The following is a 25,770-nucleotide window of genomic DNA, read 5'->3' on the forward strand; positions in this document are numbered from 1 at the left end:
CCTCTGCACTAGCGCTGCAGTTCGTAATGCCCGTCGACCCACTCGAACACGTACACCTGGGCCGCCCGGTTCTCGCCCGTCTGCGGATCAAAGCTGATGGTCGTCGACCAGCCCTTCAGCCCCCGCGTCGACCGCACCAGCTCCGCGAACTCGGCCCGGTCCGGCACCTCGCCGGGGTGCTCCTCGCCGTAGCGAATCAGCGCTTCCAGGATGACCCGCGCCGCGTCGTACCCGAACATGCCGTAGCCGCGGGTGGGCTTGCCCAAAATCGCCTCGTAATGGCGCAGGAACCGGCCGTCGGTCCCCCGGGTGTAGTGGGTGAAGTAGATCTCGCTCCAGCCGCGGCCCTCCGTCTCCTCAAACGCCGGGTTGTACAGCTCGGCCCCGCCGATGATGGGCACCGTGACCCCCTGCCGCCGAAGGGCAACGGCCGCCTGGTAGCCGGACTGGCTGTTGCCGGCGTAGAAGATGGCGCCGGGAGCATACGCCCGGACCGCCGCGGCCAGGGACGCGGCGTTGATCTCGGACGGCAGCACGATTCGCCCGGCCACGGGGAGGGCCATGATCTCGGCCGCGGTCTCAAAGGCGGCTGCCCGCGCTGCAGCCTCCTGGCTGCCGTCCAGCAGCAGCAGGACGGACTCAGCACCGAGGCTGCCGTTCGCAAAGGCGGCGGCAGCCGCCGCCAGGCGTGCCCCGTTGGGCACCAGCCGGTTCACGTGCGGCCACCCCTGCTGCAGGAGGTCCTCCGACCCGGCGATGGGCACGATGAGCACGAGCCGGCTGTCCCGCAACCCCTCCGCCAGGCTGGCGGTAACGGAACTGGTGAAGCTGCCGATGACGCCGATGACCTCCTGATCGTACGCCAGCCGCCGGGCGTGCTCGGCCGCGACCTCGGGCCGTCCCTGGTCGTCGTAGCGGACCAGAGACACCTGATAGCCAACCTTCTGCAACTCGGCCTCCAGGTCCCGCAGGGCCAGTTCGGCCCCGCTGGCCAGGTCGCTGCCCCACACGCCGTGCGTGCCGGAGAGCGGCGTCACCGTGGCCAGCACCACCGGCGTCTGCGCCGTGGCCGGTGTTGCGCTGCATGCAAAGGCCACCGGCTTCTCCACCCAATCGGCAATCAGCCGGCCCACCTCTCCGGCGATGGGCACGGCATAGGCGATGGCGTTGTCGGCTCCGGCGGTGACGATACCCACCACCTCACCGGTCTCGCGCAGGATCAGCGGTCCGCCGCTGGCGCCGTGAAGCACGCTCGCCCCGCGCACCTCCATCAGGCCGGCGTAGTACCGGCCGTCGATCCGGCGGGAGACGCCTGTCTGGCTGACCTCGGCCGGCACCAACGCCTGGTGCGGGCTCCGCTCGGGATTGCCCCAGGCATACACGGAATCGCCTGCCGACAGCGGCTGCGACGAGAGGGTGAGCACGCCGGGCCAGCGGACCAGCGTGGGCGCGTAGATGACCGCAACGTCGCGGTTGCTGTCGGTCCCCACCACCATGCCCTGGTGGGTCGTGCCGTTGTCGTCAATGAGGGTCACGCAGCCGCGGTGCCCCTCCATCACGTGGGCGCTGGTGACAATGTGGCCGCCGGTATCAATGATGAAGCCGGTACCGACCCGGCTCCCCTGCTCACCCCGCACTTGGATGGAGACGATGGCGCGCAGCAACTGCTCCGGAACCGTCTCCGGCCCGTCTTCCCCGTTGGTCTCATCGCCCCCGACCGTTTCGGGCGGCTCGGCCGGTTCGGGGTTCGCGAGAGCCGGCTCGGCGGCGTTCCAGGGCCAGCGGCCCGCGTGGAGGCGGAACCCGCCCAGCACGCCGGAGCTGAAGAACGTGAGCAGGACCACCACGACGACCCAGACGGCCACCCCGCCACCAGGGCGCCCCCGCCGGCGGGCAGGCGCGGGCGCGGCGGCCGCCCTGAGAGGCGTGCCGCAGGAATCACAGTAGTTAGCGGAAGGAGAGACCTCCGTCCCACAATAAGGACACCTGATCGGTTTCGTCACCGGTCTCCTCCCCTGTCTGGCCTTCTCGCACGGGCTGTGTGGAAGACTTCGAGAAGGGGATCGGCGCTCCCTGCCGGTCAGTCGGTCCCCGCCGCCGCCTCCAGCGCCGCCAGGGCGCGCTGCCGCTCCATGTGCCGTTTCAGGAAGATGCCGGTGTAGCTGTTGGGGTTCTCACACACCTCTTCCGGTGTGCCCTCGGCGACGATCTGACCGCCCCGGTCGCCGCCCTCGGGCCCGAGGTCGACAATCCAGTCGGCCTGCTTGATCACGTCGAGGTTGTGCTCGATCACCAGCACCGTGTTCCCGGCGTCGACCAGCCGCTGCAGCACGTCCAGCAGCCGGTGCACGTCGGCCGTGTGCAGGCCGGTGGTCGGCTCATCCAGGATGTAGATCGTGCGGCCCGTCGCCCGGCGCGAGAGCTCCGTGGCCAGCTTCACCCGCTGGGCCTCGCCGCCGGAGAGGGTGGTGGCCGGCTGTCCGAGCTTGATATAGCCGAGGCCCACGTCCTGGAGGGTCTGCATCTTCTTGTAGATGCGCGGCAGGGGGCGGAAGAACTCCACCGCCTCGTCCACGGTCATGTCGAGGATTTCGGCGATGTTCTTGCCCTTGTAGTGCACCTCGAGCGTCTCGCGGTTGTAGCGCGCGCCCTTGCAGACCTCGCACGGCACGTAGACGTCGGGCAGGAAGTGCATTTCGATCTTGATGATGCCGTCGCCCTTGCAGGCCTCGCAGCGGCCGCCCCGCACGTTGAAGGAGAAGCGGCCCGGCTTGTAGCCCCGCATCTTCGCCTCGGGGGTCTGCGCCATCAGCTCCCGGATGAGGTCGAAGACACCCGTATAGGTGGCCGGGTTGGAACGGGGCGTGCGGCCGATCGGCGACTGATCGATGTCGATCACCTTGTCCAGGTACTCCAGGCCCTCGATGCCGTCATGGGCACCCGGGCGCGTGCGGGCCCCGTTCAGGTCGGCGGCCAGACGCCGGTACAGGATCTCGTTCACCAGCGTGGACTTGCCGGAGCCCGAGACGCCGGTCACCACGGTGAACGTGCCCAGGGGCACCCGGAAGGTGATGTTCTTCAGGTTGTGCTCCCGGGCGCCCTTCAGCACCAGCCACTTGCCGTTGGGCTTGCGCCGCCGCTCCGGAATCGGGATCTGCTTGCGCCCCGAGAGGTAGGCGCCGGTGAGCGATTCCGGCGTGGCCATGATCGTCTCCACCGGGCCTGCCGCCACCACGCGGCCGCCGGACTGTCCGGCCCCCGGGCCGATGTCGACGACCCAGTCGGCCGCCCGGATCGTGTCCTCGTCGTGCTCCACCACGATCAGCGTGTTGCCCAGGTCCCTGAGCTGCTGCAGGGTCTCGATCAGCCGGGCGTTGTCACGCTGGTGCAGCCCGATGGACGGCTCATCCAGGATGTAGAGCACCCCCACCAGGTGCGAGCCGATCTGCGTGGCCAGGCGGATGCGCTGCGCCTCACCGCCCGAAAGGGAACCGGCCGACCGGCTCAGCGTCAGGTAGTCGAGGCCCACGTTGATCAGAAAGCCGAGGCGGGCGTCGATCTCCTTCAGGATCTGGCGGGCAATGGCCCGCTCCTTCTCGGTGAGCTCAAGCCGGGAAAGGAACTGCCGGATCTGGACCACGTCCAGATCGGTCAGCTCGGCGATGGAGAGGCCACCCACCTTCACGGCCAGCGACTCCGGCTTCAGCCGGGCACCCTTGCAGGCGGGGCAGGGCCGGGTGGTCATGAACTCGGCCAGGTGGTCGCGGATGGCGTCGCTGGAGGTCTCGCGGTACATCCGCTCCAGCTGCTTGATGGCCCCCTCGTAGGGAACCTCGTACCATTTGCGCTGGCCGAACATGTTCTCGTACTGGAAGCGCACCTTGCCGTCGGGCCAGCCGTAGAGGAGGATGTCGATGAACTTGGGGTCCTGCTGGTTCAGCGGCACGTCCTTGCGGATGCCCAGCTGGCGGCAGAGCGCGTCCAGCATGTTGTGGAAGTACTGCTGCGAGGAGTTGGCCCACGGGATCAGGGCGCCCTCGTCCAGCGACAGGCTGGGGTCGAGGACAAGGTCCGGATCGAACTCGGTGTTGAAACCCAGGCCGGTGCAGGCCGGGCAGGCGCCGAAGGGCGAGTTGAAGGAGAAATTGCGCGGCTGCGGCTCGTCGATGGAGACGCCGCAGTCGGGGCAGGCGAAGTTCTCGCTGAAGAGCATCTCCTCGCCGCCCACCACGTCGACGGTGACGATGCCGCCGGCCAGTTTGAGCGCGATCTCCAGCGAGTCGGCGAGCCGCCGCCCGATGTCCGGCCGGACCACCAGCCGGTCCACCACCACCTCGATGGTGTGCTTCCGGTTCTTGTCGAGGGCGGGCGGCTGATCGGTCACGTCCATGATCTCGCCGTCGACCCGCATGCGCACGTAGCCGCCGCGGCGGATGTCCTCAAACACCCGCACGTGCTCACCCTTGCGGCCCCGCACCAGCGGCGCCAGCACCTGGATACGGGTGCGCTCGGGCAGGCGCAGGAGCGTGTCGACCATCTGATCCACCGTCTGCCGCGTGATGGGCCGGCCGCACCTGGGACAGTGGGGCCGGCCGATGCGGGCATAGAGGAGCCGCAGGTAGTCGTAGATCTCGGTGACGGTGCCCACGGTGGAGCGCGGGTTGCGCGAGGTGGTCTTCTGGTCGATGGAGATCGCAGGCGAGAGCCCTTCGATGGACTCCACATCGGGCTTGTCCATCTGCCCCAGGAACTGCCGGGCGTAAGCGGAGAGCGATTCCACGTACCGCCGCTGACCCTCGGCGTAAATGGTATCGAACGCGAGGGACGACTTGCCCGACCCGGAGACGCCGGTGAAGACCACCAGCTTGTCCCGGGGAATCTCCAGGGTGATGTTCTTCAGGTTGTGCTGGCGCGCACCCCTGATCACCAGACGGTCCTTGGCCACAGCCCAACGCCCCCCACCGGTGGATCAATCAATAGTAGATGGTACCACATCCAGTGTCGCCTCTGCGACGAGGAAATGATACCATGACGAACATTTGTTTGCAACACGTTCCCACGTTCGCTGGTGTGCTATAATAATTTAGTTAACGTGCGGATGGAAAAGATTCGCCATCAGCCCGTCCGCCACACCAGGAAAGGGGGCGAGAGTTCCGTGCCCCGTGAAGGCAAGAATCCCACCGATCTGATCGAGGTCATCGACGTCCGGGGGCGTACCCTCACCCCCTGCAGGCGCGAGGTCGCCGAACGGGAGGTCAGGCTGGGCCGGGCCCGTTGGGTCGGCCGCGCCCGCATCCGGCTCCGCTTTGATCCGTTCGCCTACCGGCACATCCGGCTGAAGGTGCTGGCCCGCGACCGCTACACGTGCTACTGGTGCGGCCGGCCCGGCTTTACGTTGGACCATGTGATCCCCTGGTCCAAGGGCGGTCTCACCACCATGGACAACTGTATCTGCGCCTGTGAGGAGTGCAACGGCCGGCGCGGCGACCTGGACGCCGCCGAGTTCGCCCGCCGCATGGGCCGGCCCACGCCCGCACCCGGGAAGACCGCCGCCGGGGGCAAGCGGCCGCCGGTACGCTTCGTGCGCATGACCCACCTCCTGGAGTCTGCCCCGGTCAGCCGGGGTTCGCTCTACTAGTTGACAACGTCAGGGAGGCCGGGGGGTAAGCCCCCGGCCTCCGCACGTTCCGGTGTGGCCCCACAGCCCGCTCAGCGCTCCAGCCGGATCCACACGCGGCCGGGCGTCGGATCGATCTTGAAGATCCGCGGGACCATCGGGCTGCCGACCTCGATGTAAGGGATGCCCTCCAGGCGATGCACATCCGGGAACGCGCCGCCGGCACTCAGGTAGGCCGCAGCCTTGCCTGACTCCTCCTCGAACTCCGTCAGCCAGCGCTGCACGAGTTCGGCCTCGCGCCCGTCGGCCCAGGCCGGGGGCGCCTCGCCGCCGACCACCACGACCTGCCGGATCGCCTGATCTCGCGCCGTCAGCGACAGAAGCGTCTGCAGGCCGGGCAGTTGGCCGAACTCGGTGGCTCTGAGCCCGCCCTGCTCGGTGCCCAGCAGGATGAAGCGCACGCCGCCGGCGTCGAAGTAGCGGGCCGGAGGCACCATCTCATAGACCGGCACATCACTGCGGCCGAGGTCGGTCAGCGCCTGCCGCACCACCTCCCCGAGGCCGGCGTTGACCAGGAAGAAGGCAGGGTCGGCCGCCAGCGCCGTGGCGACGACCGGCTGCGGCTCCACCTCCGGCGTCTGCCCCAGCACGGCGAAGGACCAGCTGCCCTCGCCGGCCGCATTCCCTGGCGCGAGGATCACGTCGGGCGCCTCCGCGGGCTCCGGTACCTCCGGCATCGCCAGGGCCTCACTCACCGTCAGGTCGGCAAACTGCAGCACGCTGGAGTAGATCCGCGTCGTGTCGGTCTCCACCGGGTAGACCCGGTAGAGGCTGACCGGATAGGCGACCCCGTCCGGAATTCGGGCCTCCACATAACGCCAGCCGGTCCAGTCCACCTTCCGGGCCAGGTCAACCGTGTAGCTGCCGCCGGCGGCGTCCTTCAGCACCGCCCGGAGCCAGGCCCCCTGGCCGTCGCCCTTCACCCAGAGCCCGAACCGATCTGGCTGCCCGGGCAGCACCACCGGTGCCGCCGCCTGCAGGTACGCCGCCCGGTTGCTGGAGGCCGGCCCGAAGTGATACTGCAGGGCCATGGCGGCGCCTGCGGGCCCGCCCGCACCGCCGGTCCCGGCCGCCCCGTTCGCATGGCCACCTTCGTCGGCCCCGTTCACGCCGTTGCCGTTGGCAGGGATGTCGCCCGGTGCGACGGCGCCGCCCACCTCGTCAGGGTAACGGGCGAACTCCCAGAGTGCGGGATCGCTGAGGGCGCTGAGCACGGTCGTGGCGTGTCCGGAGACGAAGGGAATGAAGGTTTCACGGCCCTGCACCGCCACCCGGATCAGGCCCGTTCCGGGGGCTACGGGGAAGGCCCGCAGGCCGTCGCCCTCCCGTTCCACGCGTACCAGGGAGGAATCGTAGGAAATCTCCAGGTCGTCGGGGTCGATTGTGGCCCGGTAGCCGTCTGCGTCATGGCCGATCACCGTGAAGAAGGCTCCCTCTGCGGCCGTGAGGCGCAGCCCGCCGGCGGCGGAGGTCGTGAGGCCGGCCAGCCGCCCCAGCACCCTGATGCGGGCCTCGGCCGTGAGTCCCTCCGCTTCGACGGTGACCACCGCCGAGGCGCCCGCCGGCACCGGTGCGCCGTCCGCGCCTGCCGCCGTGTAGCGGCCGTCCGCCGTGATGGTGCCCGGCCCCGCCAGGGACCAGGCCGGCGTCTCCACCGGCGCGGCCTCGTACTGCTCGTCCAGGGCCGTCACCGTCAGCGTGCGGGATAGCCCGGGGAACACGCGCGGCTCCCCCTCCACCTGCAGCCAGTGCGCCACGCCTGATCCGGGCTCGGCGAAGAGGCCGACGCCGTTGGGAATGCGACGCTCGGCCCCGTCGGCCGGGCGGTTGATCACCGTAAGGCCGCTGGTTCCGGGCAGGCGGGCGACCATGGTGGTCGAGCCGCCGCCGTCCAGCTCCAGGGCCGAGTGGGCGCCGAACTCCCGCATCAGCTCCGCCACTTCCCGGAGCGAGAGCCCCCGGCTGAGGGACAAGTCACCGTCAATCGCCAGCAGGTACATCCGGCTGCCGTCCTTCGAGAAGCCGATGGCCGTGCGGGGGCGGCGGGAGGTGCCATCCAGGCCGTCCACAACGCTGCCGTCGTCCACGAGCACGTTCTGACCGCCCAGGGCCCACCACACGTCGGGGACAGCGCGATAGCTCACCGAAACCGGGTCGCCCACGTTGAGCCGCGCCAGCGGGGCGGCCATGTCGCCGGTACCGACCAGGATGAAGCCGTCCGCGGGCACAGGATCACCGCTCACCTTCGGACTGATGGAGACCACCCGGCCCTGGCGCACCACCACTTCACACCCGACGGCGGCATCGCCCATGGCCCAGGGCCGGTCGATTGTCCAGAGCGAGGTGAAGATGCCGATGGCGCCCTCGGGCACCACCGGGGTGTTGACGACTGCCAGCGGATAGGAACCATCGGGTGTGGTCACGGTTCCCTCCAGCACCACAGAGGCCAGGCGGCCGATGCGGTCCTTCCCCACCAGGACGCCGTTGGGCCAGTTGGGCAGAGGCGATTGCAGGTACTGGCCGTTCTGCACCACCGTTCCCAGTGCGATGCCCGTTCCGGCCATGGCGAAGAAGTCGCCGTTGACGGCGGCGACGGCCCCGGCGCGGGCGGCCATCGCCGAGAGCGGCTCCCGCTCGGTCAGTGCGGGTGCGGTGAGCACGTCGGACCGAAGCGTGGGCTCGGAGAGGTCGGCCATGAGCAGCCAGCCGTTCACCCAGCCATGAGGATAAAGACGCTGAAACGACGTTACCGTCAGCCCCTGTGCGACGGGCGTCACCTGCTGGTGCGCGCTGACGTAGGGCGCGACGGAACCAGGGCCCGGGTTGGCGGCGGCGGGCGCCGCCAGCGCGGCCACCAGCAGTGGCGTCAAGAGCCAGGTCAATCGCTTCATCAAGAGGTGCCCTCCTGGACAGGTTTATGTAACCTGTAACCTTGGACGGGCCAGGAGGTGCAGTGGTTTCCATGTTGACGTGTAAATGATGGAGAGGGGACCAGATTCGGTCCCCTCTCATGTTCTCTGGCACGGTCACTCGGGCTGGGAGTGAATCCAGTCCGCGATGGCCTGCACCACGTACTCGGGCACGTTGGCGGCCACCATGTACTCGGCCATCGTGCTCATCTCGCCTTCGCCCTCGGTAAAGAGGTGGTTCAGCTTCGGGAACAGCTGGAAGGTGAGGTTCGTCCGCCCGGCGAGGTCGGCCTGAAGGCTCTCGAACTCCGAGACCGGCACCTGGAAGTCCCGGGCGCCCTGCAGGAACAGGATCGGCTGCTGCTGCTCCCGGAGCAGTTCAGACGCCTTGGGCACCAGGTCGTGCCAGTAGTGCGGGGTGCCGAGGGCGTAGCCTTCGGGCGGGTTGTCGGGATCGAAGGCGGGGTCGCGCAGCATGTCGAGCTGCGGCTTGATGAACTCAAGCTGCTCGGGCGGCAGCTGTCCCGACTCCACCAGGATGCGGTTCTGGGCCCACAGAGTGTCGAGCATGCTGTTGGGCGCCGCCATGGCGATGCCGCCGCGGATCAGACCCTCCTCGTCCTGGGCGAAAATGCGGGGAAGGGCGAGGCCGCCCAGCGAGTGGCCGAGCACGTAGATCTGGTCACGGGCGATGCGCTCGTCCGCCGCGAGCAGGCGCACGGCCGCCAGGGCGTCCTCCACCGACTCCTCCTGCAGCGTGAACTCCGGGTTGCTGCCGAACTTCTGCGAGTGCACGTAGGTGCGCTTGTCGAACCGCAGGGTGGCAATGCCCTGGGCCGCCAGGCCTTGAGCGAGGTCACGGAAGGGCTTCACGGCGTAGGCCGTCTCGTCGCGGTCCACGGGGCCCGAGCCGTGGACCAGCACCACCGCGGGGAAAGGCCCCTCGCCGGCAGGCAGCGTCAGGGTGCCGGGCAGGGCCCAGGGGGCCTCGCCGATCACGACCTCCTTCTCGGTGAAGCTCTCCGGGTCGGCGTAGGGCGGGTCGCCCGCGACGGGCACAGGAGCGTAAGCGTCGATGCGGAAGTCGTCAACGCGCCCCTCGCCGTCGAAGCGGATCGTTACCTTGAGCGGCGCCTGGGTAAAGGGAACGAGGAGGTCGACGTTGTGGTGAACCGCCGTGGTGCTCGCACCCAGCACCTGCGGGCGCCCGGGCTCACCGTACGACGCCAGCTGGAGCCCGGTCAGCAGGAGCAGTTCGGGGGAGACGGCCTCCTGCAGGGCCGGGCTGAACCGGGCGTGTACGGTGCTGAGCTCGCCCCGCAGCAGGTCACGGGCGAGCCGGTGGGCCTGGAGCACGTACGGGTCGACCCGGGCCTCCCGCGCCTCGGGGTCCCAGGTGACCGGCATGGCCAGCAGGCTGTCCATGAAGGCCTGGGGCACCATCGTGCGGTCGTCCACGATGATCGCCTCGGCGCCGATTGGGACGGCCTGCCCGTCCACCACGGCCTCGGTGGCACCGATCTGCAGGGTGGCGGTGACGCCATCGTCGGTGACGACGGTGACCGTGCGGGTCTCGCCATCCCACTCCACGGTCGCGCCGGTCGCCTCGGCCAGGAACCTGAGCGGCACCAGGTCGGCGGCGGCCGCCAGCGCCGGTGCGGCCGGCCAGCAGGTGAGCGCGGCCAGCAGGACGAGGGCCAGCCCGCGCCGGATCCAGTGGATCACACGCATACCATCTCCTCCTTCGCCTGTGCGTTCACACGAAGAAGGAGTTCGGGACAGGAGGGGATGTCCCCTGCGCGCTGGAGCAAGATCGGCAGGCTGGCCCGCGCCCCGGGCGTCGGCTTGCCCCTTCGGGAGGCCAGGAGCCGGGCGCAGTGCGCCGCAGCGGTCAGACCAGGACAACCTTATAGTGGCGGAGCCAGACCTCCAGTTGAATCAGGTAGGCCAGGTACTGGGGGCCGGCCATGAGCTGGCCGAACCAGGGGAGGCCGGTGGCTTCCTGCTCCTGCTCCGCCAGGGCCCGCACGCGGTCGGCTCTGACGATCTCGTGCAGGCGGCACGCCGGGTCGTCCAGCAACGAGAGCAGCAGGTCTCGGACCATGCGGAAGTAATCGGGGTTGTGGGTCTTGGGGAAGGGGCTCTTGCGCCGAATGCGCACGGCCTCCGGCACCACCCCGCGCAGCGCCTCGCGGAGGATGCCCTTCTCGCGGCCGCCATAGGTCTTGAGCGACCAGGGGATGTTCCAGACGTACTCGACCAGGTGGTGGTCGCAGACGGGAACGCGGGCCTCCACTCCGGCCGCCATCGACATGCGGTCGTTCCGGTCCAGCAGCGTGGCCATGAACCAACAGAGGTTGAGGTAGAACATCTCCCGCCGGCGGGCCTCCTCGGGTTCCTCGCCCGGCAGCCGGGGTACGCTGGCCACGGTATCGCTGTATCGCTGGGCCACGTACTCGTCGGCCGTGATGTTGCCCGTCACGCCCGGTTGCAGCAGCGCCGTCCGCTCGGCCAGCGAGCGCACCCAGGGGAAGGAGCCGCCCGCATGGAGGGCCGGCTGGTGAAACCATGGGTAACCGCCGAAGACCTCGTCCGCGCACTCGCCCGAGAGGACCACCGTGGCCCCCTTCTTGATCTCCCTGCAGAAGAGGTAGAGCGATGCGTCCACGTCGGCCATGCCGGGCAGGTCCCGGATGAGCGTGGCCTTGGTCAGAGCCGCGACCAGTTCGGGCGTGTCGATGATGACGTCGTGGTGAACGGTTCCCAAGGTGTCCACCATGGTCTGGACGAAGGGGCGATCCGGGTCGGGCTGGAAGGCGTGGGCCCGGAAGTGCCGGTCGTTGCCCGCGTAGTCGATGGACCAGGTGTGAAGCGGCCCTCGCCCTTCGGCGCGGAAGACCTCGGCGGCAAAGGCGGTGATGGCGCTGGAGTCCACGCCCCCGGAGAGCAGGGTGGCCACCGGCACGTCGGCCACCAGCTGCCGGTGGACGGCGGCGCGCAGGAGTTCCCGCACCCGCTCTGCCGTCTCCGCCGGGCCGTCCGTGTGGGGCCGGCTCTCCAGCCGCCAGTAGGGCTGCGTCCGCAGGCCGCGGCGGTCGTAGATCAGCCAGTACCCGGGCAGGAGCTCCCGCACCCCGCGGAAAACGCCGTGGCCGGGCGTGCGGGAAGGCCCCAGGTAGAGGATCTCGGCCAGCCCTTCCGCGTCCACCTCCGGCCTGACCAGCGGGTGCGCCAGCAGCGCCTTCAGCTCAGACCCAAACACCAAGCTCCGGCCCATCTCTTTGTAGAACAGCGGCTTGACGCCGAACCGGTCGCGGGCCAGGAAGAGCCGCTGCTCGGCCTCATCCCATACTGCGAAGGCGTAGATGCCATTGAGGCGCTCGGTGCAGGCCGGCCCCCATTCGATATAGGCGACCAGCAGAACCTCGGTATCCGACTGCGTGGTGAAGGCGTGCCCCCTGGCCGTGAGCTCCGCCCGCAGTTCGTCCGTATTGTACAGTTGCCCATTGTAGACCAGCACGTAGGTCCGGTCTCCCCGGCGGCGGACCATGGGCTGCACACCCCCGACCAGGTCCACCACCGCCAGGCGCCGGTGACCGAACGCGCAGTGCGCGGACAGCCAGGTACCCCCGGCGTCGGGACCCCGCTCAGCCAGCGGAGCGGTCATCGCTTCCACTACCGGACCGTGCTGGGAGAGGTCCTTCTCCCAGTCGACCCAACCGGCTATGCCACACATCGCTTGTGCTGTCCCCCCGTACCGGCTGAACACACCGGCTGAATACTCCATGGTACTCGCCGGCGGCGGGATCTCCCCCTTAGAGCACGCCAGGGGCGCCCCCGGCAGCGGTGCCGCACGTGGCATGGAGACGCAGGTTAGTCGTCGCCCGTATGGGAGTGCACCGGCACGGATTGGAAGTCGGGGTAAGCCCGCACGCCGTGCTCGGTGTCCAGGCCGGAGAGCTCCTCCTCCCTGGAGACCCGGAGCCCCACGGTCGCCTTGATGACGGCGAAGATCAACAGGCAGGCCGTGAAGCTATAGCCGAATACCGCCGCCGCACCCAGGGTCTGGATGCCCAGCAACTGCGGCCCGCCCCCCGTGAGCAGCCCCTGCGTTTCATGGAAGAGCCCCACCGCCAGGGTGCCCCAGAACCCGGCAAAGCCGTGCACGGGAATGGCGCCCACGGCGTCGTCGATCCGGAACCGCTCCAGCAGGGCCGTGCCCGGGGCCAGGAGCAGCCCGGCCACGGCGCCGATCACGATGGCGGCGGCCGGCGAGACGAAGGCGGTGCCGGCGGTGATGCCCACCAGGCCGGCCAGAGCGCCGTTCAGCGCGGCCCCGACCTCCCAGATGCCAGTGCGCAGGTACGCGCTGAGCAGTGCCGCCAGGGCGCCGGCGGCCGCACCCAGGTTGGTGGTCACCGCAATCCGGCCGATGTTCGGGTCGGTAGCCGACAGCGTGCTGCCCGGGTTGAAGCCGAACCAGCCGAACCAGAGGATGAACACCCCCAGGGCTGCCAGCACCAGGTTGTGGCCGACGATCTTCCGCGGCCGGCCCTGCTTGTCGTAGCGCCCGATGCGGGGACCCAGGAAAATCAGGCCCGCCAGCGCGGCCCACGCGCCCACCGAATGCACCACCGTCGAACCGGCGAAGTCGACAAAGCCCAGCTGGGCGAGCCAGCCGCCGCCCCAGATCCAGTGGCCCACCACCGGGTAGACGAGCAGCGTGATGGCGGCACTGAAGAGCAGATAGGCCGAGAACTTGGTGCGCTCCGCCATCGCCCCGGAGACGATGGTCGACGCCGTGCCGGCAAACGTGGTCTGGAACCAGAGGAACACGAAGAACGGAATCGCCAGACCCAGGTGAAGGAAGCGGGACTCGGCAGACCCGAAGCCGCCGAGGCCGATCAGTCCGGCGGCATCAGCCCCGAACATCAGCCCGAAGCCCACTGCCCAGAAGGCAATAGAGGCCACCACGAAGTCCATCAGATTCTTGAGCACGATGTTCGCGGCGTTTTTGGAGCGAGTGAACCCGGCCTCCACCATCGCAAACCCCGCCTGCATGAAGAAGACCAACGAGGCGGCCACCATCGTCCACGCCGAATCGATCCCCACAGTCCATCCATCCAGGTTCATCGCTCCAGCCCTCCTTTGTGCCTGCCGAATACCGCATTCCGGTCTCGGCGACAGGATGATCACCCGCTGCCTGACGGGTGAAAACGTGATCGTGTCGTTGACCCCCCGGCACGCTACTCTGTGCTGATGCCGGGATCAGCCTGTTGCCCCGCCGGCCGGAGCGCCACAAAATGCCGGCCGCAGTCGAGCATGAGGCCCATGACCTCGGCCGCCTCCTCGGGCTGCCGGGCCTCCAAGAGGATGCGGTGGTAGACCGACAGGAGTTCCGTCAGGTCCTTCTCCCCCTGCTCCCCGACAGGGGTGAGCTGCACGCGCGCCCCCTTGGCGATTCGCCGCCGGAGCGCCGCCTCGTCCAGCCCCAGTTCCGGCTGAAGGCGCACGTAGACCACGCCGCCGGTCATCCCGGAGCAGATCCACGGCCCGGGGTCGCCGAGCACCACGACGCGCCCCTGCGTCATGTACTCGAAGGCGAACCCCTTCAGGTTGGCCCGGGTGCCGATGGAGCCCAGGTCGTCCCGGAGCGGCTCCCGGATGCGGCCGCCGAGGATCAGGTCGGCCCCGGAGAGCCGGATGCCGCAGCGGGCGTCGGCGTCGCCCTGCACGACGAACAGCCCGCGCTGGGCGCCGTAGGCAAACGACTTGCCGACCGCCCCGTTGACCCACTGCCCCCTCCGGTTCCGGTGCTTCAGGATGACGACGCGTCCGCCCAGCATTCCCTTGCCCACGCCGTCCTGCGCGCCGCCCTGCACCCGGACGGAGACGGCGCCGGTGGAGAAGGCGGCGAGGCCGTTGCCCGCGATGGAGCCCTCCGCGAGTTCGATCTGTGCGGCGAAATCCGGAGGAAGGTCGGGCAGCCGTGCTTCCGCCGCGTCCGGACGCACCCGGGCCCGGGCCACCGCGCCGGCCACGGCGGTGCCGATGATGCGGTCGCGGGCGGTGACGCCGGCCTGTCGGTGGCAGACCGCCGACTCCCCGGCCCGGGCCCGGCCGGCGGCCACTGCGGCGATCTCCCGGCTCAGTTCGCTGCGGGCGTACCGGCGGACAGGGACCCGTTCGGCCGCCGGAACGGCGGGCACCTCCCAGGGCACGGGGGCGATCAGCCCGGAAAGGTCGACCCTGCCCAGACCCCGCGCCTGCCAGAGCAGTTCCGCCCGCCCCACCAGGTCCTGCGTGCGGCGGAACCCCAGCTCGGCCGTGAGCTGGCGCACCTCCTCCCCCACGCAGGTGAAAAGCGTCACCAGCCGCTCCACGGCCTCCTCGTAGACCCGGGGCACGAAGGCCCTGAGGCCCCTCGCCCGCGCCTCCGCACAGCTCTCGATCTGCGTGGCGATGCCCACGTGGCAGGTGTCCAGGTGGCAGCCCCGGCAGATGGTACAGCCGACGGCCACCATCGCCAGCGTGGCGAAGCCCACCCGGTTGGCCCCCAGCAGCATCATCTTCACCACGTCGGTGCCCGAGCGCATGCCCGAGTCGGCCCAGATCTCCACCCGGTCACGGATCCCTGCCGCCACGAGGGCGAGGTGGGCCTGCCGCACCCCGATTTCCACCGGCAGACCGGCGTGGCGCAGGGCGTGCTGGCGGGCAGCCCCGGTGCCGCCGTCGTAGCCGCAGAGCGCCACCACGTCGGCGCCCGCCTTGGCCACGCCCACCGCGATGGTGCCGATGCCAGGGACGACGGGCATCTTCACGACGATCTTCGCCAGCGGGTTGACGGTGCGGAGTTCCTCCACCAACTGGGCCAGGTCCTCGATGGAGGAGATGTCGTGGTTGTTGGAAGGCGAGATCAGGTCGACCCCCACGGTGGCGTTGCGCGCCCGGGCGACCTTGGCCGAGACCTTGGCCCCCGGCAGGTGGCCGCCCTCGCCGGGCTTCGCCCCCTGGCCGATCTTGATTTCGATGAAGCGGCTGCCGTTCAGCATTTCGGCGTGGACGCCGAACCGGCCGGAAGCCACCTGCTGTCCCCGCCAGCGCCAGTACCGGCCGACCATGTCGGGGATCTCGCCGCCCTCGCCGTTCATGCAGACGATGTCAAGCCGCCGGGCCGCCTCGGCGTAGGCCCGGAAGGCCGTCTCGCCCTGGGAGCCGAACGACATGCCCGAGATGGTGATCGGGTAGCGGTAGCCTTCAATGGTGGTATCCACCTCGGCCGTGAGGGGGCGCTCCCGTCCGTGCGGCCGGAAGTCCAGCAGGTGGCGCAGGCAGACGGGGGTCTCCCGCTCCTGCTTCCCAAGCCGCACCAGGTAGTCGGCGTACTTGCTGCCGTCGGCCGCCGCCTCGCCGGCGGCTTTCCAGAGGCGGGGCCAGAAGCGGAAGGTGCGCGGCAGCCTGCCGCTGCCCTGTCCTGCGGCCACCTGGTAGCGCTCGTGCGCGTCTGCCTTCAGCCGGGCCAGCGAGAGCCCGCCCTCCTCGGAACCCAGAAACCCTCCGGTGGCGAAGTAAGCGGCCACCTCCGGACGGAGCCCGACGTGGCTGAAGCACCGGGCGTAGCCCCTGAGCTCGTGGATGCCCAGCGTGGAGATGACCTTCTCCAGCCCCTTGCGGAGGGCGGAGAGCAGGTTGGCCAGTCCCTCCTCCGGCGCAGGTCCGGCCTGGGCCGCGGCCTCCAGCATGAGGTAAGGGTTGACGGCGTCGGCCCCCAGGCCCAGGGCGAGTACCACGTCGTGCAGGGAGCGGAGCGCACCGGAGCGCAGCACCAGCGAGCACTGCCGTCGCAGGCGGTGCCGGCCATCTGCCTGCGCCGCCGCGTGAAGCGCCCGGTCCACCGCCGAGAGGATGAGGTGGGGGTCGATCCAGTGCCGGTCGCCGACGAGGGCGTCGCCGTCGTCCAGGAGAAGCACCTGGGCGCCGCGCTGCACCGCCTCCACGGCCTCCGCGGCCAGCCGGGCGAGCGCCTGCGCCAGCGGCTCGGTGGGTGTAAAGTACAGGGCGATGCGCTGCACCGCGCCGGGGGAGCCGGCCTGAAACGCCGCCAGCAGGTCGGGGAGCAGCCAGGTGCCGGCCGAGCGGGCCAGCCGGCGGCCGGCCGCCGGAGGAACCAGCGGTTCGGCACGCTCTCCGCCCAGGAGCACCGGGATGCCCAGCTCCACCCGCGTCGCCGCCAGGCTGCGGGCGTCGTCCTCGCCCCGCAGGTGGATGGGCGGGCGCACGCCGAGCACCGCGCGGGTGGAGAAGTGCTCGATCTCCCGCTCCCGGTCCACGGCCGGGTTGGTGACCACCGCCACCGACTCCTTGAAGTAGTCGGCAAGGTTCTGCCTCGTCTCGGCGAGGCAGGCCAGCGGTCCGTCGTACCCGAGGGAGCCGATGGGCTCGGCACCGGTGCGGGCCATAGCCGTCACCTGCTCCAGGTCCTCGGCGCTCCAGCCCATGGCGGCCATCAGTCGGTCCCGCTCCACCCCGGCGTTGGCGCGGCCGGGTTCGGCCGCGGGCGGCACGCCGTTTCCCTGGGCGGCGGGCGTCCCGTCCGCCTGCGGTGTCCAACCGTCCTCCACAGGCCCGCCGACGGCGATGAAGCGCCGGTAGCTCGCCGGTGCGGGGAAACGCTGCCGCGAGAGCTGCAGCACCCGATCCTGCAGCCGGGTGTAGGGCAGCAGCTCCGGCTCGCAGCCCTGGGGGAGGATCACCCCCACCCTCTCGCCCGGCGCCAGGGGGCGCGGATCCCGCACGAGGTCGACGCTGTTCACGATGCCCGGCTCCGAGGAGAAAAAGAGGCACTCCTCGGTTTCCACATGCCACAGGGGGCGCAGCCCCATGGCGTCCACCGACGCCACCAGGTAGTCGCCGCTGCGGGCGAGAATGGCCGCAGGCCCCTGGGCAAACGGGCCCCAGGCCTGCCGGTAGTACATATAGAGATCCTGCAGCGCCCCGGGCATCTGCTTGATCTCCCCGATGATCGGCGGGAAGAGCATCTCCATGGCCTCGAAGAGGGTCAGGCCGTGCAGATGGACCAGCCCCTCGACGGTGCGGTTGAGGTCCTGCGAGTCGGAGCCGCCCCGGTGGAGGGCAATGCCCACCAGCGGCGCCTGCTCCCGCAGGGCCCGGATGGTGTTGATCTCGCCGTTGTGCCCCAGCACCGAGAACGGCTGCACCCGCTCGAAGGCGGTGGCCGTGTTGGTGGAGTACCGGTTGTGCCCCAACACGGCGCGGCTCTCGCAGCGGGGGTCCCCGAGGTCGGGGTAGTAGGCCGCCAGGACGGCGGCATCCCCGCGCACCTTGTAGACCACCGTGTCGGGGGAGAAGGAGCAGACGTGCAGGTCTGTCTCCGCCTCCAGGGCGACCGTCAGCTGGAAGCAGGCCCTGTCGGCCGCCTGCCGGTCGGCGGCGGGCGCCAGCACCGCCACCTGCCAGAACTCGGGCTCATCCTGCCGTCCGCGCACCCCGAGGGCCTCCCGGTTGACCGCCCCGCTGCGCTGGGCGAGAATCCGGAAGCCGTCGGCCGCCATGCGCCGGCAGATCTGCTCCTTCAGGGGGCCCGACCAGTACGCCTCGCGCTGGGGAATGAAGATGTGCGCCACCGCAAAGTGGGGCTCCCCGACCAGCCGCGGATCCTGCCCGGCGTCGCGCAGCAGCGCTGCCCACAGCCGGCGCGGGATGTCGATCTGCACCCCGCACCCGTCGCCCTCGCCGTCGACGTCGCCCGAGCGGTGGACCATGCGGGCCAGGGCAGCCAGCGCGTCCGCCACGACCGCATGCGTCGGGTATCCATCCTTGCGCACGGCCGCCATGAGAGCGCAGGCGTCGTGCTCGTTCTCCACCAGGTACCGCCGGATGTCGCGCTCGCTAAGCACGAACCGCACTGCTCTCTCACCTCTTTCGCAGCCTCCTCGCCGGGGTGCCGGTTAGCGCCCCCGCTATGTGAAAATTGTGTTTTGCAGTATACGGGCGGCATCCACTTAATGTCAATGCGCGTGCGGCCTCTGCCCAAATACAAGTTCGGTATCGGTATGCAGCGAGGTTTCAATCAACGCGAGGACCAGAGACAGATCCACCGGGAACCGACCGTCACGACAGAACTTGGCCACAGGCAAAAGGCTGCCCCGGAAGAGCCGCTGGCTCCTCCGGGGCCGTTCCGTCTCGCCCGGCCGACCCCTAGTCCGCGGGCGCCTGTTCTGTGGACAGGTGATGCCAGTACTTCTCCCGCAGCACCTTCTTGTTGAACTTGCCCACACTGGTCTTGGGCACCTCAGCGATGAAGACCACGTCGTCCGGAATCCACCAGTCAGCCACCTTCCCCTTCAGGAACGCCTTGATCTCGTCTGCGGTGAGCGCGGCGCCGGGCTTCGGCACCACGCAGGCGAGGGGCCGCTCCTGCCACTTCGGGTGGTAGACCGCCACCACCGCGGCCTCGGCCACTTGCGGGTGGGCCATGATCGCGTTCTCCAGGTCGACCGACGAGATCCACTCGTCGCCGGACTTCACCAGGTCCTTCATCCGGTCGACGATCTGCATGTAGCCGTCCGGGTCCACGGTGACCACGTCGCCGGTGTAGTACCACCCGTCCCGGAACGTCTCCGCCGACCGTTCATCGTTGTAGTAGGCGCCGGCAATCCACGGCCCGCGCAGGGCCATCTCCCCCATTCCCTTGCCGTCCCAGGCCACCTCGGCGCCGTCCGGGTTCACGACCCGCATGTCCAGGCCCGGGACGAGCATGCCCTGCTTCGCCTTCTTCGCGTACCGCTCGCTCGCCGGCAGATCCTCCAGCGTGGACTTGAGCCGGCTCACGTGGGTGACCGGTGCCCCCTCGGTCATGCCGTACGCGTGCAGGAACGGCACACCCAGCTTCAGTTCGTACGCCTCGATCAGCGCCCGGGGCGGGGCCGCGCCGCCGCAGGCGATGCGGGTGATGGAGGAGAGGTCGTACCCCTTCTGCTCCACCGCCTGCAGCACGCCCATCCAGACCGTGGGCACTCCGGCAGCCAGGGTGACCTTTTCATCCTGGATCAGCTGGCAGAGGAGGTGCGGGTCGGGACGGGGACCGGGCAGCACCTGCTTGGCGCCCATCCAGAGGGCTGCGAAGGGCAGGCCCCAGGCGTTCACGTGGAACATCGGCACCACGGGCATGCACACGTCTTTCTCCGAAATCCCGATGGTGTCGGCCATGCAGACCATCATCGAGTGGAGGTAGATCGCCCGGTGGGCATAGGTGACCCCCTTGGGCAGGCCGGTAGTGGCCGACGAGAAGCACATGCCTGCCTCCGCCCACTCGTCGACGTCGTCGGGGAACCGGTAGTCAGCGGAGGCGGCGGCCAGCAACTCTTCATAGCTGTGGACCGGGGAAAGCCTGGTCTCCGGCAGGGGCCCGTCGGCCATGATGATGTAGTGCTCCACCGTCTCCAGGCGGGGATGCACCGCCTCGACCAGCGGCACCACGTCCGGGTCGACCAGGAGCACGCGGTCCCCGGCGTGGTTGATCACGTAGGTCAGGTGATCCGGGGGAAGCCGCAGATTGACGGTGTGCAGCGAGGCCCCCATACAGGGCACCGCGAAGTAGGCTTCCAGGTGCCGGTGATGGTTCCAGGCGATGGTGCCGACCCGGTCCCCGCGCCGAACGCCCAGCCGGGTGAGGGCGGCCGCGAGCCGGCGGGTCCGCTCGTGGTAGTCGGCGTAGGTGTACCGGAACATCCCTGCACCCGTGCGGGAGACGATCTCCCTGTCCGGGAAGTAGCGCCGTGCCCGCTCGAGCATGGTGTGCAGGGTCAGCTGGTGCCGCATGGTCATCGGTCACAACCCCTCCTCTTCTTCCCGCCGCTGGCCGGCGCGGCGGGAGTGTTTCTTCACCTATTGGCCGTGCCCTGCGGATGACCTTCTGATATTACCCACTATTCTGGCTACTTGTTCCGATGAAACTGCGCCCGCAGCCGGGCATGCTGCGACCCGCCACACCACCTCGGCGGACCCGGCCGGGGGCGGGCACCCACAGACACCAGGCCCACCGGGAGAAGCCCCCGGTGGGCCTGCCGGTCCGTTCTTCAGGTTCCGCTCCGGTGAACCGCCCGCTCCGCTGCCATGAGGCGGAACCGCTGCAGCACCACCAGCGCCTGGCCGCCGATGAGGGCGCCCGCCGCGCTGCTGGCGGCGAAGCTGGGGATGTAGAAGCCGATGCCGCCCGCGGCCACCTTGGCATCGCCCATCAGCAGCACCGCCACCGGGTAGGCCGCCACCGCGCCGATCAGGCCCGTGCCGATCACCTCGCCGGCCATCGCCGCCAGCCGCGAGCCGGTACGCTGGTAGAAAAGGCCCGCCAGCACGGCGCCGAAGATCGTCCCCGGAATCGCCAGCGGCGTACCGCTTCCCAGCAGGATGCGGATCACGGCGATGCCCAGGCCCACCCCCCCGGCGTAGACGGGGCCCAGCATGGCGCCGGCCACCACGTTGATGGCGTGCTGCGCCGGGAACAGCTTCGCCCCGAACAGCGGGATCGCCGAGACGTAGGAGGAAGCCACGCCGAGCGCCACCAGAATCGCCATCCGGGTGAGGAGTTCGGTCCGGTTCATGTCCATCCCCCCCGCTTGGCGCTTTCGACCTCTTCCAGAATCGCACGGGCCGCCGCCCCGGGATCAGCCGCCCCGGCGACGGCGGAGATCACCGCCACGCCCGCGGCCCCCGCCGCGATCACGGGCGCTGCCCCGCCGATGCCGATGCCGCCGATGCCGACCACCGGCAAGCAGGTCGCCTCGCTCACCCGGCGGACGACGTCCGGACCGTAAGGCGCGCCGGCGTCGGCCTTGGACGGAGTCGCGTACACCGGCCCGGCGCCGATGTAGTCCGCCCCGGCCGCCTCGGCGGCCCGGGCCTCCCCGGCCGTCTCGCACGTGGCCCCGATGATCGCCTCCGGCCCCAGGATCCGCCGGGCCGCCGCCACCGGCATGTCGTCCTGCCCGAGGTGGACCCCGTCGGCCCCGACCGCCAGCGCCAGGTCCACCCGGTCGTTGACCAGGAAGAGCGCCCCGTACCGCCGGCAGGCTTCCCGCACCCAGCGTGCGGCCTCCACCTGGGCGGCGAGCGGGAGGTGCTTTTCGCGGAACTGGATCATACGGCAGCCCGCCTGCAGCACCGCCTCCACCACTTCCGCCGGGGTGGTGCCGCTCACCAGCACGTACAGGCTCAGCCGCTCGGAAAGCGGCGGTGCAACGCGCCCCGCCGGCAGCAGTTCGACCCCGGCCAGTCGGTCGAGGTAGGCCGCGGCGAAGCTGCCGGGGCCCCGCGCGTCCGCCGCCGCCTGCTCCCCCGCCCAACCGGCCCAGAGGAGCGCCTCCGCCGCCGCCTCCACGGGCGCGGAGCCGTCACCCGCCGCCAGGGCCGCCGCCACCAGCGCCGCCGCCAGGCAGCCGGCACCCGGGATTTGCGCCATCAGGGGGTGCCCCGCCCGCACGGCCAGGGTACGCTGGCCGTCGGTGACCAGGTCCACCGGGCCGGTGACGGCCACGACGCAGCCGAAGCGCCGGGCCACGGCGCGGGCCGCCCGCTCCAGCCGCAGGCCCTGGGCCTCTTGCGGCCCATCGATGCCCCGCACCAGCCCCTGCTCGCCCGCCAGCGCCAGGACTTCCCCGGCGTTGCCCCGGACGGCGGTCACCTTCACCCGCTCCAGCAGATCCAGGGCGGCACGGGTGCGGGTCGCGATGCCGCCCGCCCCCACCGGGTCGAGCACCACCGGGATTCCGCCCCGGGCGGCCGCCTGCCCGGCCTCCAGCATCGCTTGCTGCAGATCGGGGCCCCAGGTGCCCAGGTTGAGCACCAGGGCGTCGGCCGCGGCGGCGACGAGGGGGGCCTCCGACCCGTCCCGGGCCATCACCGGACGGGCTCCGGCGGCCAGGAGCCCCCGGGCGACCCAGTCCATGGTGACGTAGTTGGTCATGGCGTGCACCAGGGGCCGCCGCTCCCGAACCCGCTCAGGCAGCGCCGTCATCGTCCGCCACCCCCACGGGCCGGGACGCGCCCTTCCTCCAGCCAGGCCAGGTGGTTGGTGGGACCGTGGCCGGCGCCGATCCCCGGCGCCTTTCGAATCGCCAGGGTGATGAAGTCCTTGGCCAGGCGGACCGCCTCGTGCAGCTCCAGACCCCGGGCCAGCCCGGCGGCGATGGCCGCGCTGTACGTGCATCCGGTCCCGTGGGTCTGCCGGGTCTCGACGCGCTCGGCCTCCAACCAGAGCCGGCTGCCGTCGGCGGCGATCAGCAGGTCGGCCGCCAGGTCGCCCTCCAGGTGGCCACCCTTGACCACCGCGGCCTGTGCCCCCATCTGCAGGAGCCGCTGCCCAGCCACTTCCATATCGGCACGGGTGCGGATGATCATGCCGGTCAGGGCTTCCGCCTCGGACAGGTTGGGCGTTACCACCCGCGCCAAGGGCAGCAGCAGCTCCCGCAGGGCGGCCTGCGCTTCGGGCAGGAGCAGGGGGGCGCCGCTCTTGGCGATCATCACCGGGTCCACCACGAGGTTGCATACGCCGTACCGCCGCACCCGGTCGGCCACCACGGCGACGGTGGAGGCGTCGTAGAGCATGCCGGTCTTGGCCGCGTCGGTGCCGATGTCGGAGAGGACGGCGTCCAGCTGCGCTGCCACCTGGTCGGCGGTGAGGGGGTAGACGCCGGTCACCCCCAGGGTGTTCTGCGCGGTGACGCAGGTGATCACGGAGCTGCCGTAGGTCAGCAGGGCGGTGAAGGTTTTCAGGTCGGCCTGGATGCCGGCGCCGCCGCCCGAGTCGGAGCCGGCAATGGTGAGGGCGCGTGGCAGGGTCACGGTCGCTCACACCTTTCTGTTGGAATGGGCAGTGCGCCGGGCCCGACCGGGGGAGGGTTCGGAACACAAAAAGGCCGCCCCTACGAAGAAACGTGGAGGCGACCGCACGATGACAGAACGGCCGGCCGTCCACTTCCCTCCGCTGGTATTACCCAGTTCAGGTTCTAAGGGTCCAGGTCTCGGCAGACCTGTTCTCAGCCCAAGAGGGCTCCCCTAGTGGATCGGACCCAGTATGCACTTGTTGACAGCGTACCATCGGCGGAAAAAGGGTGTCAAGACAGCCGCGGGGGTGATGTGAGGCCGCAGCCCCGGGCCAACGTCGTCTGACGGCGGTCACCGCCAGAGGGCCCGGCGCAGTAACCGTTCACAAGTACTTGCGCAGCACCAGCCGGTCGTCGCCGGGGCCGTAGAAATCCTTGTCCACTCGCCAGTCCTGGAACCCGATCCTGCGGTAGAAGGCTCGGGTGCCCGCATACGGGGCGTAATCCACGCTGTCCGCCAGGGTCGTGACTTCCATGACGAAGATGCCGATCTGGCGGCAGCGGTCTGCCACGGCGTCGACCAGCGAGCGGCCCAGGCCCCGTCGCTGGAACTGCGGGTCCACGCCCAGCCAGGTCAGTTCCACCAGGCTGACGTCCGCCGATCGGGGGAGCCACGTGACAAAGCCAACGACCCGGTCTGTGCCCCCGCTCTGGCAGACGGCCAGGAAGCCCTGTTGGGTCTTGAGGTCGGTGGCCATTTCCCGGAGGCCCTGCGCGTTGAACCATTCGGGAAGGGAGCGGGCCACCGCAAGCATTCCTTCGTAGTCAGGTGGGGATGCTGTCCGAATCTGCAGCATGTCTTGATCCTCCGGCGCGCACCCGGTACGCACCCGCCCCACCACTGAGGGCTCGCACCCGGGTTGGTGGAATGGTGTGTCGTTCAGGTCCAGCAGGAACCGTCGCAGTGAAAGAGCATACGTTCCCTCCCTTTGCGCTGTACACTGTTGTATATTTATGACCGTTTCCTATCGCACACAAGTTCCGCACACGACCAGGAGGAGGCTCATCAGTTGGTGAGTAAACCAGTCAGGCATAGCATCGAATGCTGGGTGATCCGCCGCAGGGAGAATGAGGAGGACGTCGTGCTCCTCCTCCACGTCCCGGCGAGCCCGGCCATTCCGGCCGGTTTCTGGCAGCCCCTCACAGGTGGAATGGAAGCAGGCCAGTCTGCCCGCGCGGCCTGCGTCCGGCCGTCGAAGGCGAAGCGCGCGTGGATTCCGATTCGACCGGGACGATGGAGTCGGCGTTTCTCGCCGTGGAGGTGATCGACCTGTAATGGCAGGGCTCGACTGGTGGGCGATGGTTGTGGCGCTGGCTGCCGTCTGTGCGGTGGCCACGTTCGTCGCTTACGGGCTCGACAAGTACTGCGCGACCCATAACATGTGGCGGATTCCGGAGCGGACCCTCCTCCTCTGTGCGCTGCTTCCCGGAGGTCCGTTCGGTGCGGTGGCCGGGATGCAGTTGTTTCACCACAAGACCCGGAAGTGGTACTTCCAGGTGGTCAACGTGGGCGCCTGCCTCCTCCAGTTTCTGTTGGTCTCTCTGGTGGTCCGGGGCCGCAACCGGTAGTGGTTCGGCCCCCGTCACGTGGGCGATGGGGCTTCAAGCAGTCTTGCGATTGTCGTGGCACCATTCTCCCCTTATCGTGGGATCGTGTCCCGTCAAGTGGTGTTGGCATGATGGGAGTTGGTTAGGTCCTCCGGCGGCCGACTAATAATTCAGGAACCTTTGGATCTTGCTGTCGTGCCTCTCTTGCTTGGAACAAGGCTACGTAGCAATAACGTCGCTGTCACGTTCACCTCATTGCACCAGGTGTACGTTGCCCCAGGACATAAGAGATAGGAGGGTTTCTCATTTACCCCCCGATGCTTAGATTGAAACCTCAAACCGTCTACTACCTCTGGACAGGGTTCCTCGCCTTCGGATTCGCCATGATTTTCACCCTTCTTCCGGTCTACTACATAAACGAGGTCGAGTTAACCCCATTTCCGTTAGTATTGGTTGGGACCGCACTAGAATGTACCGTATTCATCTTTGAAGTTCCCACAGGTGTGGTAGCAGACGTCTATAGCCGGCGCCTTTCCGTGGTTATTGGCACCCTCCTCCTCGGTACCGGTCTGGCGATCGAGGGGGCCATTCCTGCTGTGGCCGCCATCTTCATCGGTGAGGTGATGCGCGGTATCGGCCACACGTTCACCAGTGGTGCGATGGAGGCCTGGCTGGCTAACGAGATCGGCGAAGAGACGGTGGGCAATGTGTACCTCCGGGCGAGCCAGGTGGA

General features: G+C 69.4%; 14 protein-coding genes, 1 pseudogene and 1 riboswitch. Of the genes and pseudogenes, 2 read left to right on the forward strand and 13 right to left on the reverse strand.

Going from position 1 to position 25,770, the window contains the following annotated elements; all coding sequences use genetic code 11:
* Positions 1–8: 8 nt before the first annotated feature.
* The 3 genes and pseudogenes from AB2385_RS10185 to uvrA form a co-directional block, all read right to left on the reverse strand.
* Positions 9–1,865, reverse strand: coding sequence for an ABC transporter substrate-binding protein (locus tag AB2385_RS10185; protein WP_367654888.1), 1,857 nt, complete (start codon positions 1,863–1,865; stop codon positions 9–11).
* A gap of 60 nt (positions 1,866–1,925) precedes the next feature.
* Positions 1,926–2,003: pseudogene (locus AB2385_RS10190) on the reverse strand (zinc-ribbon domain-containing protein); the annotation flags it as partial.
* Between the two features lie 77 nt (positions 2,004–2,080).
* Positions 2,081–4,945 (reverse strand): excinuclease ABC subunit UvrA, encoded by a 2,865-nt coding sequence (gene uvrA / locus AB2385_RS10195; RefSeq protein WP_367654872.1) that lies wholly within the window; start codon positions 4,943–4,945, stop codon positions 2,081–2,083.
* Between the two features lie 210 nt (positions 4,946–5,155).
* Here uvrA and AB2385_RS10200 point away from each other — a divergent pair, with 210 nt between their 5' ends.
* Complete coding sequence (locus tag AB2385_RS10200) at positions 5,156–5,638, forward strand: HNH endonuclease (RefSeq protein ID WP_367654873.1); 483 nt, start codon at positions 5,156–5,158, stop codon at positions 5,636–5,638.
* A gap of 71 nt (positions 5,639–5,709) precedes the next feature.
* Here AB2385_RS10200 and AB2385_RS10205 read toward each other — a convergent pair whose 3' ends face one another.
* From AB2385_RS10205 to AB2385_RS10250, 10 genes are all read right to left on the reverse strand, one after another.
* Complete coding sequence (locus tag AB2385_RS10205; RefSeq protein ID WP_367654874.1) at positions 5,710–8,568, reverse strand: phosphodiester glycosidase family protein; 2,859 nt, start codon at positions 8,566–8,568, stop codon at positions 5,710–5,712.
* Between the two features lie 135 nt (positions 8,569–8,703).
* Positions 8,704–10,317, reverse strand: coding sequence for an alpha/beta fold hydrolase (locus tag AB2385_RS10210; protein ID WP_367654875.1), 1,614 nt, complete (start codon positions 10,315–10,317; stop codon positions 8,704–8,706).
* Between the two features lie 160 nt (positions 10,318–10,477).
* Complete coding sequence (gene asnB, locus AB2385_RS10215; protein ID WP_367654877.1) at positions 10,478–12,322, reverse strand: asparagine synthase (glutamine-hydrolyzing); 1,845 nt, start codon at positions 12,320–12,322, stop codon at positions 10,478–10,480.
* Between the two features lie 137 nt (positions 12,323–12,459).
* Entirely contained in the window at positions 12,460–13,719 is a 1,260-nt protein-coding gene (locus tag AB2385_RS10220; protein WP_367654878.1) for an ammonium transporter, read from the reverse strand.
* Positions 13,720–13,832: 113 nt separating this feature from the next.
* Entirely contained in the window at positions 13,833–18,512 is a 4,680-nt protein-coding gene (locus AB2385_RS10225; RefSeq protein WP_367654879.1) for a glutamate synthase-related protein, read from the reverse strand.
* 292 nt (positions 18,513–18,804) lie between these two features.
* On the reverse strand, positions 18,805–20,433 hold the full coding sequence (locus AB2385_RS10230; protein ID WP_367654880.1) for a long-chain fatty acid--CoA ligase: 1,629 nt from the start codon (positions 20,431–20,433) through the stop codon (positions 18,805–18,807).
* Between the two features lie 251 nt (positions 20,434–20,684).
* On the reverse strand, positions 20,685–21,209 hold the full coding sequence (thiW, locus tag AB2385_RS10235; protein ID WP_367654881.1) for an energy coupling factor transporter S component ThiW: 525 nt from the start codon (positions 21,207–21,209) through the stop codon (positions 20,685–20,687).
* A complete protein-coding gene (gene thiM / locus AB2385_RS10240) occupies positions 21,206–22,621 on the reverse strand; it encodes a hydroxyethylthiazole kinase (protein ID WP_367654882.1) in 1,416 nt (471 codons plus the stop codon). Before thiM ends, thiW begins: the two co-directional genes overlap by 4 nt.
* On the reverse strand, positions 22,618–23,448 hold the full coding sequence (gene thiD / locus AB2385_RS10245) for a bifunctional hydroxymethylpyrimidine kinase/phosphomethylpyrimidine kinase (protein WP_367654883.1): 831 nt from the start codon (positions 23,446–23,448) through the stop codon (positions 22,618–22,620). Before thiD ends, thiM begins: the two co-directional genes overlap by 4 nt.
* Before the next feature lie 117 nt (positions 23,449–23,565).
* Positions 23,566–23,673, reverse strand: a riboswitch (TPP riboswitch).
* A gap of 139 nt (positions 23,674–23,812) precedes the next feature.
* Positions 23,813–24,286, reverse strand: coding sequence for a GNAT family N-acetyltransferase (locus AB2385_RS10250; protein WP_367654884.1), 474 nt, complete (start codon positions 24,284–24,286; stop codon positions 23,813–23,815).
* Between the two features lie 478 nt (positions 24,287–24,764).
* Between AB2385_RS10250 and AB2385_RS10255 the strand changes: the two genes are divergently transcribed.
* The gene (locus tag AB2385_RS10255; RefSeq protein WP_367654886.1) at positions 24,765–25,058 is read left to right on the forward strand and encodes a DUF1294 domain-containing protein; all 294 of its coding nucleotides are present in this window, start codon (positions 24,765–24,767) and stop codon (positions 25,056–25,058) included.
* Positions 25,059–25,770: the final 712 nt, after the last annotated feature.

The sequence above is a fragment of the Symbiobacterium sp. genome, from assembly GCF_040797425.1.
Classification (GTDB): Bacteria; Bacillota; Sulfobacillia; order Symbiobacteriales; family Symbiobacteriaceae; genus Symbiobacterium.

Coding starts and splice junctions, on each gene's coding strand:
- AB2385_RS10205 (WP_367654874.1), bottom strand. CDS start 8,568: ATGAAGCGATTGACCTGGCTCTTGACGCCACTGCTGGTGGCCGCGCTG.
- AB2385_RS10210 (WP_367654875.1), bottom strand. CDS start 10,317: ATGCGTGTGATCCACTGGATCCGGCGCGGGCTGGCCCTCGTCCTGCTG.
- asnB (WP_367654877.1), bottom strand. CDS start 12,322: ATGTGTGGCATAGCCGGTTGGGTCGACTGGGAGAAGGACCTCTCCCAG.
- AB2385_RS10220 (WP_367654878.1), bottom strand. CDS start 13,719: ATGAACCTGGATGGATGGACTGTGGGGATCGATTCGGCGTGGACGATG.
- AB2385_RS10230 (WP_367654880.1), bottom strand. CDS start 20,433: ATGACCATGCGGCACCAGCTGACCCTGCACACCATGCTCGAGCGGGCA.
- thiW (WP_367654881.1), bottom strand. CDS start 21,209: ATGAACCGGACCGAACTCCTCACCCGGATGGCGATTCTGGTGGCGCTC.
- thiM (WP_367654882.1), bottom strand. CDS start 22,621: ATGACGGCGCTGCCTGAGCGGGTTCGGGAGCGGCGGCCCCTGGTGCAC.
- AB2385_RS10250 (WP_367654884.1), bottom strand. CDS start 24,286: ATGCTGCAGATTCGGACAGCATCCCCACCTGACTACGAAGGAATGCTT.
- AB2385_RS10255 (WP_367654886.1), top strand. CDS start 24,765: ATGGCAGGGCTCGACTGGTGGGCGATGGTTGTGGCGCTGGCTGCCGTC.